Source organism: Paenibacillus profundus (assembly GCF_021369635.1).
In the GTDB taxonomy this organism is placed as follows: domain Bacteria; phylum Bacillota; class Bacilli; order Paenibacillales; family Paenibacillaceae; genus Paenibacillus_B; species Paenibacillus_B profundus.
The window spans coordinates 1-11,951 of the sequence record NZ_JAJNBZ010000029.1; the positions used below are offsets into that span (position 1 = coordinate 1).

Annotated in this window: 8 protein-coding genes and 1 pseudogene; 4 read left to right on the forward strand and 5 right to left on the reverse strand. The window is 48.6% G+C overall.

Annotated features, from left to right (window positions below; all coding sequences use genetic code 11):
* A partial coding sequence (locus LQV63_RS24235) for a transposase (protein ID WP_233698613.1) occupies window positions 1-443 on the forward strand: 443 nt, incomplete at its 5' end.
* A gap of 103 nt (window positions 444-546) precedes the next feature.
* Here LQV63_RS24235 and LQV63_RS24240 read toward each other — a convergent pair.
* On the reverse strand, window positions 547-870 hold the full coding sequence (locus LQV63_RS24240; protein ID WP_267934188.1) for an ABC transporter ATP-binding protein: 324 nt from the start codon (window positions 868-870) through the stop codon (window positions 547-549).
* Between the two features lie 504 nt (window positions 871-1,374).
* Here LQV63_RS24240 and LQV63_RS24245 point away from each other — a divergent pair.
* From LQV63_RS24245 to LQV63_RS32150, 3 genes are all read left to right on the forward strand, one after another.
* Window positions 1,375-2,760: a hypothetical protein gene (locus LQV63_RS24245; protein ID WP_233698614.1), complete on the forward strand. Its 1,386-nt coding sequence runs from the start codon at window positions 1,375-1,377 to the stop codon at window positions 2,758-2,760.
* Between the two features lie 261 nt (window positions 2,761-3,021).
* The gene (locus LQV63_RS32145) at window positions 3,022-3,294 is read left to right on the forward strand and encodes a recombinase family protein (protein ID WP_407672965.1); all 273 of its coding nucleotides are present in this window, start codon (window positions 3,022-3,024) and stop codon (window positions 3,292-3,294) included.
* A 32-nt stretch (window positions 3,295-3,326) separates the two neighbouring features.
* Entirely contained in the window at window positions 3,327-3,533 is a 207-nt protein-coding gene (locus LQV63_RS32150; protein ID WP_407672963.1) for a zinc ribbon domain-containing protein, read from the forward strand.
* 507 nt (window positions 3,534-4,040) lie between these two features.
* Here the strand turns inward: LQV63_RS32150 and rlmH are convergent.
* The 4 genes and pseudogenes from rlmH to LQV63_RS24270 form a co-directional block, all read right to left on the reverse strand.
* On the reverse strand, window positions 4,041-4,520 hold the full coding sequence (gene rlmH, locus LQV63_RS24250) for a 23S rRNA (pseudouridine(1915)-N(3))-methyltransferase RlmH (RefSeq protein WP_233698615.1): 480 nt from the start codon (window positions 4,518-4,520) through the stop codon (window positions 4,041-4,043).
* Between the two features lie 816 nt (window positions 4,521-5,336).
* A pseudogene (locus tag LQV63_RS32155) lies at window positions 5,337-10,576 on the reverse strand (phosphodiester glycosidase family protein); the annotation flags it as partial.
* Between the two features lie 246 nt (window positions 10,577-10,822).
* Window positions 10,823-10,930, reverse strand: a complete 108-nt coding sequence (locus LQV63_RS24265) for an AraC family transcriptional regulator (protein ID WP_233698618.1) — start codon at window positions 10,928-10,930, stop codon at window positions 10,823-10,825.
* Window positions 10,917-11,834, reverse strand: a complete 918-nt coding sequence (locus LQV63_RS24270) for a response regulator transcription factor (protein ID WP_233698619.1) — start codon at window positions 11,832-11,834, stop codon at window positions 10,917-10,919. Before LQV63_RS24270 ends, LQV63_RS24265 begins: the two co-directional genes overlap by 14 nt.
* Window positions 11,835-11,951: the final 117 nt, after the last annotated feature.

The window sequence follows — 11,951 nt, forward strand, 5'->3', positions numbered from 1 at the left end:
TCTCGACTATGCTGGACCGTGCCATACAAGCCGGCGTTTCCGCGTCGTATGTCCTCATGGACAGTTGGTTTACGCATGCACCGCTCATTCAGGAAGTCACCCGTCGCGGACTGCAAGTGATCGGCATGGTGAAGAACGATAACAAGCGCTACCTCGTGAGCCATACGACGATTGTGTTTTCACGTTACATTCTGCTCGCTTGGCAGCACCGACAAAGCACCGATCAGCGGTCTCTTGGCGGACTGTTTTATTTACTTTGCGATGAAGTTGGCATCATCGATTGGGCGGTTGCCCTGCAACAAATGGTTGATTTGATTACCGATATTGCTACGAAAGCCGGCAAGAGGATCACATCGCTCATTCAGCGTCAACTGCAGCAATGGATCGGCGGTCTGCCCAGTTACATCAAGGCATATCTGTCGATTTCATGCTGCGAAAGTTGAGATCTAATATTTGTTGACTGGTTTCTTTATCCAAGGCTCCTGTCGGTTCATCAGCTAGAATGATATCCGGATCATTAGACAAGGCCCGGGCAATAGATACACGTTATTTTTGTCCCCCGGACAGTTGATTTGGTTTTTTCATCATGTGATCCTGTAAACCAACTTCAGCCAAAAGTTCTTTTGCTCTATCGTTACGCTCTTTTTCGCTTTTATTTGCCATTTGCATCGCAATCATTACATTTTCCAATACCGTAAGGTGCGGGATCAAATTAAAGCTTTGGAATACGAACCCAATTTTACTTTTTCGATAATCATCGAGTTCGCTTTCCTTCATATTTTTTAGGTTCTTTCCTTCTACAAGGACATCTCCCGTATAATTTGAATCCATGCCACCAATGATATTCATCAATGTTGATTTACCGCACAATCATTTGCTAGTTTATTTTACTCCCATAATCCAATCTGGCTAATTTACATTCGGTCATCAAAAGTATTTCGTTTTTTCTCATGTTCATCCTTCCTAAGGACACTAATTCAGACACCTTAGACCTGTCATAAGCAAGGTCATGAGAATTGCAAAGTCCCTTTTATTTTCTGTACGGTCAATATCTCTAATCAACTTGTTTCTTTCAATCTTATCCATTGCTTTGCTTGCTTCTTAATATCAGCTACTTTGACAACTACAATATCCCTCAATCTTATCTTTCTTTCCTACCCACTTAGAGAAGGCTTTATTGGCGTTCCAGAGTTTATTAATTGTTGCCGCCGACTTCTTCTTTGCTGATAAGTAATCTATGTATTGCTGTATGTCTGACCTTGCATAGTCATTTAGATTCGTTCCCGCTCCGTCATAGCGCCCGATAATCAGCTATACAAAAAAAACTCTACCTGTATAATAAAGGAGTAGCGGTAAATAAAGGGAGGGGAAAACGTGATTCTCATTAATATTTATGAATCCAATGAACTAAAAAGTCCGCTTGAGGAAACAAAAATAGGAATACTTTCTACACTTTCCAGCTTGAATTACACTCTTCCTATTGAAGAAGCGAAGGCGAAATACAACGAGGTGTTAGGTCTTGACTGTCCCGACTTTAAGCCTAGAAGTTCGTATGAACAAAGAATGATTTTTGAAATGGGTTTTCTATATGGAAGTAGTGGAGGAGGTAGAGCCTCTTGGTCTTCCTTCTTCAAACTTTCGAATAAAATAGATTATGGCATAATTAAAATCTTGGATAGTGAAGAATCAGAACCAAAAAGTAAAAAAGCAGAGAAGAAAGCGATGAAAATTAGCATGACTTTCCTTTCGATTGATTCATCAATCACTGAAATCGATTTGATTTTAGAGACATTGAAAAATAAACGATTTGGAATCGAAGAATGGAAGAAAGCTAACAAACGGAATGAGAAGTTCGATGAACTAAGTCTTAATTATGAGTCTCCTTTATTTACAGAGCACCAAAACTCGGTTGCTAGAAAGCTAAGTGATAGCCAGAACCAAAATATACTCTTAGCGATTAAATCATCAGGAAGCCTCATAGTTCGCGACCTTAGAAACAAATTTGAAAATATTGATGATATTTCCACACGCATTGAACAATTAAAGGAAGACGATTTAATCAAATCCGAGTACGTTGTCTTATGTAAGAAAACATCTGAGCAACTTAATAAAGCACCTACAAGAGAAAGTATCGATATTATGGGGCAACATGGAATCAAATGCAGCAAGTGTAATCGTTTAATTGCAGACGAAATAATCGAAGAATTGCTTACTACCACCTCTTCATGCAATAAAATGCTTGATGGTAGCCTATGGATGACAATTATTCTTGTTGATAAATTGCTCAGTTTCGGTATTCCTTTGGATGAAATATTAGTCAACATCGAAGAAGGACCAGAAGAAATAGATGCAATTATTACTATCGGAGAAAATTTGCTATTGTTTGAATTGAAAGATTCACAATTTTCTTTAGGACATGCCTATGCATTTCAAAGTCGACTAGGTGTTTACAATGCAGATACGGGAGTAATTTGGGCTACTAAGGGCATTGCTCCTGAAGTAAAGGAACACTTTAACAAAGTCAAACCTGATGCAAGCTTATGTTACATTGAAAGTTTCGAGAGTTTGACCAGTAAATTAGGGGAAATTATTGATAACATCAGGTGGGATATAGCTGAGGATGAAATGAAAAACCTAAACCAAACGACTCTAATGTATACAAATATTGGTGGCGGTATCGTAAAAGATTTAAAACAGTCAAGTTTAACTTTACTGTCAATGCCAGGGTCTAAAGAAACACCTGAATTAATAAACGGCTAATATAAAAAGCCCCATTTCTCAAATACGAGGAGGGGGCATTATTTTTACCACTTGAGTTGATTTTCGATTCCATGCGAAACAAAGAGTTCATACAAGTTGGTTGATTGCTCTTTTGCTTTCTCCCTAATTCTTCGCCTAGCTGACTCACAAACATATCTTGACCAGTCCCTCTTTGCATTTCTGCGCAAGGCACGAAATGCTTTTTTATCCTGTTCATTAAGATGATGGTTATAGTCTATAGATTCAGAAAACATACGACTTATTGTAGATGAAAAAGAAACAGCCCTTGTACGGTATATCTTTGACCTCTATATCAATGGTAAGGGCTATAAGGCGATTGCCAACCAATTGAACAAAGAGGGCTACAAAACCAAAAGGAATGCGTTCTTCGCAATCCCAACAATAAGGACAATCATCACTAATCCTTTGTATGCAGGTTTCATTCGGTTTAATCAGGTTCAAAATTGGAACGAAAAGAGAAGAGCAGGTAAGAATGAACACTTTACTCTTGTCCAAGGGGAACACGAACCTTAATATGGAAGTTTGGGAGAGAGCCAAATCAATGAATGAAATCTCATAAGCCAACAAAGACCTTTCACGGACACTTCCCGCTTACAACCCTATTGCGTTGTCCAATGTGCGGACACGGAATAATTGGACATAGAACTAAAAACTCAACAGGTGAATACATCCGCTATTATCAATGTGCGTCCTTACGTTCCAAAGGTTCTACGGTATGTAAGACCAATTTGGTAAGAGCAGATGAAGCTTAAGATTTCGTCTTTAAGAGAATAGAACAGATTACATCGAATCCTGATCTCCTCGAGAAAATTGTAGGTAATGTAAACGATAAGGTCAGAACATTAAAACAACCCCTACAAGATCATCTTGAATACATTACGAAGCAACTTCTTAATATCGAGAAGAACATAAAAAGGTTTCTAGCTGTAATTGAAACATCTGACACCCCTCCTTCATCGATATTAGACAAATTAGTTTCATTGGAAGATGAAAAGAAAAAGCTAATTGAACATAAGAGGGATACAGAGTATGAACTCAACAGACCAACGATAAAAGAGGTTTATTTTGAGCAGGTTCACCAAGTAAGTATTAAAAGGCTTCTCAAGCGTCATAACAAAGGCTGAGCCAGTGAAACAGAAGGATTTGCTACACTCCATAATAAACAAGAGCACCGTAAACCTTGGGGATAATCCCGACCAGAGAAGCGTCAAGGGGCATTGAATTGTTCTTTGACGCTTCATTTAACGACACCTTTGTGCTTACTTATGATACGGTTCACCACGATTAATCTTCACCGCACGGTACAATTGTTCCGTCAGCACGAGGCGCATCAGTTGGTGCGGCAGCGTCATGCGGCCGAAGGACAGCTTCGTCTGGGCACGGCGCAGAACACCATCGGACAGACCGTTGGAACCGCCAATCACAAACACGATGTGACTCGTCCCATACGTCGCCAAGCGATCAAGCTGCGCCGCCAACTCCTCGCTCGACCAGAGCTGGCCGTCGATGGCAAGCGCCACGACATGCGCATCGGGCTTTATATGACTGAGAATGCGCTCCCCTTCCCGCTCCTTCACCTGCTCCAGCTCGGCATCGCTCATCTTCTCCGGCGCCTGCTCGTCCGGCAGCTCCGTAATTTGAAATTTCACATACGGCGCCAATCGTTTGCTGTACTCCGCAATCCCCTGCACCAAATATTTCTCTTTCAACTTTCCCACGCACACCAATTGTATAAACATCTGTCTGACTTCAACCCCGTTCCTTATTCCGTATCCTGATATGTAAAAGAAGAGCTCTGTTCACCCTCCGCTCTTGCAGCAATATTGTTATAGTGTACCCGACTGCCATATCTTTCGTCCATGCGGGGACTATGACATATCATACCGTGCTTATGTAACAGCGGCTCTACCTGTCATAGCCATAGCAGGTTTCATGTGTATACGCTTATTTATATCGTTATATCCCTCCCAGTCGAGTTGTGATGCACCTTCCGTTGGAAAACATCCAACAGAAACTCTTCTCCAAGCGCCCATTCAACGTTCTACTGGAAATCATCCAATCAAATGGCCGTTTTTCCACTGAATAGCCGCCTTGAAGGCGATTCTACTGCACGATTTCCAATGATACCTATGATTAGAATACTTAGCACGAACATTCATTGGACTATTTCCAGCAGAAAATTCACTTCCTATCTCTACGTTGAGCATTCAGACAGCAGCTCACGGCAGACAGCTAGATAACCAGTCAACTAAACAACTAACGACGAGTGGCCATTGCAAGAACGATTCTGCCAGACCTAATTTATCCACGCAACAAGCTGATCGGCTCATAACGCAATGCACTTTCTGAAGGAGGGGGAGAGTGGCCATATACACTTTTACAGACAACATGCTCGCCGGGACCGCCCCACGTTCCCAATCACATAATTAATTGCAAAAAGGGCGCTCTTCTTAGAGAACGCCCTTTCACTACCACTTTTCCGCTTTTATTCACTCATACACGCGGTTGTGCACCCTGTTCAAGAAGACGGCCACTTCCGCCCGCGTAGCGCGGCTATCTGGATTCAGCTTGCTGCCGCTGCCTTGAATGAGCCCTTCCTGCAGCAGACCGGCTAGACTACCCTTCGCATAGTCAGATACCTGCGCCGAATCCGTGTACGCCGCTAACACATCCGAATCGCCGTCAACCTTCAGCATGCCTGTCATCTCCAAGGCGCGGGCTGCCATCGTGAACATGTCCTGACGCGATACGCTATCCCGCGGTCCGAACGCATTATCACCCTTGCCCTTCACGAAACCAAGCTCCTTCGCCATGCCAACCGCTTCGGCATAGTACGCGTCTGCATTGATATCAGCGAAGCCAGAGCCCGCGCCTGACCCGGCGGAACCGCCGCCGGAAGCTTGAAGACCAAGCGCCCGTACAAGCATGACAGTGAAGTCCCCTCGCGTTATGTCAAGCTGCGGCGCGAAGCGGTTCTCGCCTACACCGTCGATGATGCCTCTTGCCGCCAATGCTTCAATGGACACCTTCGCCGCACCGTCCGGCGCTGCTCCGTACACAGACCAGATGACGGTCTTATTACTGACATCCTCTGGCAGCACGGTAGCGTTCAGCTGCAGCGTCTCTCCCACCTTCAGCTTGCCTTCGGTCCGTTCCAGACGGACTTCGCCCACCTTCACGTCTGGCAGACGGTCAATCGTAATCAAGCTGTCTGCATAAACAGCTTCCACCACGCTCGTTGCACGGACGACCGCTGTCCCCATCTCATGGGCGGTGACGACTCCATCCCGTGTCACCTTCACCGTTCCGTCCGCCGAAGCGCTGTATACGGACCACGTTACCGTCTTATCAGCGGCATTGGCTGGCAGCACGGTGGCGTTCAGCCTCACGCTCTCGCCGACTGCCAAATTCACTTCCGGCTGGTCGATGACGACCTCAGCCGGAGGTACCGCTAGATCTCCTTTGTGGAGCGTGAACTCGTCTACCAAACGATCGCCAATCGTCTTCACCGTGAACTTGAGTTCACCGCCAACAATCTCGATTGCGCCGTAGATTTGCGTCTGCTCGCCGTCCACCTTGAGCTGCCACTCGCGCGGCGTCACTGGATAGAACTTCGGACCGGACGAACCGCCGACGACATACGTCGTGCCTTCCCCTTCGCCGACCGGCTTCCCACCGCGCAGCGGATAGGTACGGACGTACACGTGGTCGTGTCCATTCATCGCCAGATCAACGTTGAATTCGTCAAACGTGGACGTCCACGCCTTGCGGATATGCTCCGAATCGTATTGGCTGCCATATGGTCCGCGGTGGAACGTTACGATCTTCCACGTTTTGTCCGTAGCGGCCAGATCGCGGCGCAGCCACTCTTTCTGTTCCTCGAAATCGTACTCGCTGTTCAGCACTACAATATGCGCATTATGATAATCAAAGGAATAATTGCTGCCTTTCAAGCTATCCAACCCGTTCTGCGGGTTATTGAAATGAGCAAGGAAATCATCATTCTTCCTCGTACCGGTCACCTCATGGTTGCCGACCACCGATACGAGTGTTGTCTGCAAGAAGATATCCTGGGCTGCTTTGAACCACATGCTCCATTCTTTCTCCTTGAATCCATCCTCGACCATGTCTCCTGCCTGTAAAATGAAGTCCAAATCCGGGTGATCGGATACAGCCTTATGGGCGATATCGCTCCACAGCTTGAATCCATCTTCATTCGACGCTTGCGAATCGCCAAAAAATAAAAATTTCGTCCGTTCTCCATTCACTTCCGCTGTCTTGAACGAGCCTTGCTCACTGACCTTTCCATCCCCGTTACCGACGTGATACACATATTCCGTGCCTGGTTCAAGCCCATCAGCTACTGCCTTGTGAACCCGCACGGTGCCAATATCCCACGTATGATACAGGCTGCTCGTGCCGACCACCTTGCTGACGCCAGGTGCAGCAAAGTCGGTGAATCCATCCTTCTTCGCCATTTCAATGACCGTCGTCTCTACGTTCGCATGAGTATGCCGCGGGAAGTCGCCGGATCCGCGCCCATCGACACGCTAATATTGTACGGCTCATCGCTGCCTGCCAGCGGCGACACCTTGAATTTCACTACCGGACTGTAGCGGTTATCCTGCGCCTGCACTGCCTGCAGCGAATATTCCTTCACCTCGTCCGTTAACGCCTTCGTGGCGAGCTTGCCGTCCGCATCGGTGACGCCGATGTCCGTGCCATCCGCCGTCATAATGCGGGCGCCTTCGACCGGCGCGCCCTTCTCGTCAACGACTCCGAATACCGTCTCCTGCCCCTCGGCCACCCCGTCTGGATTCCAATTCAATCGCAGATGATACTGAATCGCCGCCACAAGCGGCAGTCCGAAGAAACCGAAGTCTGTCTCGCCCTTATCCATAAAGGCAATCGAGCCGGACGTGAAGCTGACTCTTAGCTCACTTTCGGCATTCGTCTTCACCTGATACTTAATCTGCGCCAACACGTCATCATCCGTCAGCGACAATGAGTTGAGGCCGCTGAACTTCAACTGTACAGCGCCGGTACCAGCGTCAATCGTCGACTGTACGTTTGCATCTGCCAGCTTAGCTCCATGCACCACTTCCAGACTCTCGACCTTAGACGGATCGAAGGCGAACGCGATGTCCGCACGCTTAATGTTCGACGCCTTCACGCTCTTCACATCCACCGTGTATGCATTGCCCGCATACACGTTATCCGGGCCGTCATACGTCAGCTTGGAAGAGCCAGTATCGACGACGAACATCCATTCCTTCTCCGTCTGATTGCCGGATAAGTCCCGTATTTTCACCTTGACCGTATGAACGCCGTCCGCCAAAGGCACATTCGGCGTGTAATGAATCTTGCCCTTTGGTGGATAGAAGCCGTGCTGTACGAGGACACCATCCACATACATGCGGGTTTTATCCGGATCGATGAGCGTCGTTGCCGGATGCGCGACAGGATCGTACCCATAATCCTCACCGAAGACATGAATTTCCGGTGTCGCTGTGTTAATCGTGCTGCCATCCACCGGAGAGAAATCCTTCAGAATCGGCGGATCCATATCGTCAGTGGCCGAACCATACAACGCCCGAATCTGATCGATGTAGAGCACGCCCGCCGTTTTGTTGTCATTTTTCGTTTCCATATAACGAATCGGCATCGTCATGCGGAACGGAAGCGGTTTGCCTTTCGGAACATCGGCCTCCAAGTACTGCCAGCCTACGAATCCGAGACCTTCCTTTTCATCCGTAAAATTCAAATCAACCGCTCCGTTGTTGGCATCCCGCAGTTGTCCGCGCAGCCAATGCTTCTTGCCGTCACCGTATACCCAGACGCTAATCTTCTCTGGATAGCCCGGAATTTCGATTTGGGAAGCAGTGTCTTTCGCTTCCAGATAGGCACCGGAAATGCCGACCGTTTCCGTGAAATCATACTCCAGCTTGGCCGCCTTGCTGCCGAATCGAATGTAATCTTCTCCGGTCTCCTCACTGACGCGGACGCTCTTATAACGGGCCCCGCTAATCTCCTTGTAACGCCCTACTCCGTCTTCGAAGTCTTCCAATATGACCGGAGGTTGTCCGACATTGACCTCCATCGAAGCTTCAATGCCGCCGTAGCTGACCATAATTTTACCGCTCTTCTCCGACTCATTGGCTGCCACAAAGACACCTTGCTCATCGATGCTGCCGATTGGGCCTTCCACGCGCCATGCAAATTGACGGTTGTCCGACACAATCACCTGTCCGTCGCGCAGCGCCGTTACCTGCATGGCCACCTTCTCGCCAGGTGCATATGAATTCACCGCATCTGGAAAGCGAAGCTCTGTCAGGTCTTTCACAACCTCGACACGTCCTTTCCCGGTCAAGCCGTTTGCGGTAACGGTCACATCCGCTTCGCCCGCCGTCTGCTCCGCCGTAAATGCGCCGTTCGCATCGAACGTGCCAAATGCCGGATCGACGCTCCACTGCGGCGTTCCTGTAATGGCCGCCGGATGCCCGTTCGCATCGACGCCCGCCGTCTTAAGCGAATAAGAGGAGCCGACAAGCACCCGCTCCATATTCGGCTGGACGACCAGCTTGGATGCGGCACCCTCCGGCGCTTTATTCACGAGCAGAATGCCGTTCGCCGTCTTCCGCTCTCCGCCGTCGGACGGACGGTTCAGAATCTTCCGCACCGATTCGCCCGGCAGCTTCACCACGAAGGTCGACGAGCCGCCTCCATCAAGGCAGAACGCGTTGACTACGCCGATGTCCTTCATGACCTTCGCCAAGTCGTCGTAAGACACGCCTTCGCTAAATCCTGGCGCCCGGCCGTCAATCTCGATCATGACGATCGAGCCGTCCGCTTTCGTGCCGATCGCCACGCGCGGATAGAGCGCCTTATCATCCTGCGGCTGTACCTCGCCGTCTTTCAACAGCTGCGCGACACCGCCGATAGCCATCTTGACGTCTTTCCACGCCTCCTCAAACTCGAATTGAGCCGTTACCTCATCGCCGACCTGCAGTCCTTGCAGCGCGTCACGGTAAGTGCCGGATGCGGACAAGACGACTTTGCCTGCCACTAGCGGCGTATTCCCCTTGTCCTTATTGACTTCGGCCACCTTCAGCTTCAAGGTGCTGCCGCTCTTCACTTCGCCGGACACAATATCCAGCACGGCCTCGTCACCCAGATCATTCGTCATCGTCGACGTATGAAAGGAGGACGTGTACAGGTTTAGCTTGCTGCTGTTCTCCCGCATGCGGTTGATATCGGAAATTTCAATGTCCTTCCCGCTAATGTGGAGCGTTCTCTTGAGCGTCGGACTAAGTCCGTAAATGATCGTGCCATCATTTTTCAGTCCAAACGCATACCAATCGGCAGGCGCGGGCGGGCTGACCAATATTTCGCCGTCGCCCATGAACAGCCCCAGCGGCACGCCTGTTGTCATATCGTAAAAATCTCCGTTAATACCTGCGATGACCCGATTGCCTTCTTTGTCGGCATCGTTTGCCATTTTCGTAACGCCCTGCATTCCGTATACTTTTCCGTCAGTCATACCTGGCTGCATATCCAAGGCCTGATTCTTCGGGTCGAATTCCAAAAAGTGGACCTTCTCCAATCCCTGCGGCAGATTCATGTTGTACCACGTGTAGTTAGCCCCGGGACCGATCTCCATGCTTCGCGTATCCATGACTTGTCCGAACACGGGCTGCGGCAAATCTGCCGCAAGGGCCTGTCCGACCGGAGCAAACAGCGACCAAATCATGCACAGAGATAAAATAAAGGCCGGCCTTTGACGTTTCCATTTCATCCGTAATCGATTCCTCCTAAAATTAAATTTCAGAGAGCTCTCTTTAAGAAGCTATGTGTATGCCGCGGACCGCGCCGATATACCATCGGGTTGTCTAATCCAGCTTCATACGCACAGCTGTCAACACTCCTTTCTACCATTGACAAATACTAGTATAGATGCGAGATTGCGAGATGTAATGAAACGGATTTTCGATTTCTTCGCCGATTTTGCTCTTAACAAAAAATATAAAGTCCAACAACCTCTTCACATGCCCAGCATCCTCCGATATTCGATCGGACTGACAGATACCGACTGCTTGAATACGCGGTTGAAATACTGCAGCGTCGTATAGCCCACCTCAAGCCACTTCATATATTTTTAGGTCCGGCTCCAACAGCAGCTCCTTCGCCTTCTGGATGCGAATCCGGTTCACATATTGCACGAAGGAGTATCCGGTCCACCGTTTGAACTGGGTGCTGAAATACGAATCACTCATCCCGAATCGCCTGCTCATGTCAGGCAGCGTTATATCCTTGCGGTAGTTCTCGTGAATGTAATCGCAAGCCATCTTAAAAAGAAGCTTTACGTTTCGGTTCCCCAACGAGGAAGTATATGTATGTGCGATCCACACTTCAGCCAGCTGCGAAACATATGCCGCTCTGTCATGGTCGGTGTCTGGCCACGGACTCGTACAGACAGGCAACGCGGAGGCGCCGAGCACTTGCCGCCACTTAACTGCGAAGAATCGCAAGCCATCCATATGCATTCCGTGCGCATCGCCCTGCGACAGCAGCAAGGATTGAATCAGTTCATGCTGCTCCTTCAGAAGCTCGCTCGGAGTCATGCGCTCCAATCGGGTAAAAAAGCTCTGCACTCCCGCCAACTTCTGATGCGCAGAACAGAAATAATGGACCGAGCGCTCTGCACGCTCCAATGCCCGCTGGACGTCCTCTCTTTTGACAGGCTTAATTAAATAATCGCTCGCTCCATAACGCATCGCCTGTCGAACAGCGCCAAAGTCCGCATATGTGCTCAGCATGACGGTGACGATGGGCAAACGCTGTTCATGGACATAGCGGGCAAGCCGGAGTCCTTCCGGATGGGGAACTGTCAGATCGGTCATTACTACAGTAGGCCAACCCCGTTCGATCCAGGCCAGCGCTTCTCCAAAATTTCCAGCTTCCCCCGCGACGGTATGCCCGCATACCCCTATCATATCTGCTATTTTCTTACGCTCAGACGGATTATGATCCACTAGCAACACCTGTAACATCATATGCCCCCCCCTCTTCTAAATAGGTTGTTTCTTTCAAGTGCGTGTTCAACCTCTTCAAAGTAACATATTACCAGCCATATACAGCGGGCTTGCAGCCAATCTTATTAAAGTCTTATC

Bases quoted from the DNA above. Each gene is read 5' to 3' on its own strand.
- LQV63_RS24270 (WP_233698619.1), bottom strand. From the start codon at position 11,834: ATGATGTTACAGGTGTTGCTAGTGGATCATAATCCGTCTGAGCGTAAG.
- LQV63_RS24265 (WP_233698618.1), bottom strand. From the start codon at position 10,930: ATGAAGTGGCTTGAGGTGGGCTATACGACGCTGCAGTATTTCAACCGC.
- LQV63_RS32150 (WP_407672963.1), top strand. From the start codon at position 3,327: ATGAAATCTCATAAGCCAACAAAGACCTTTCACGGACACTTCCCGCTT.
- rlmH (WP_233698615.1), bottom strand. From the start codon at position 4,520: ATGTTTATACAATTGGTGTGCGTGGGAAAGTTGAAAGAGAAATATTTG.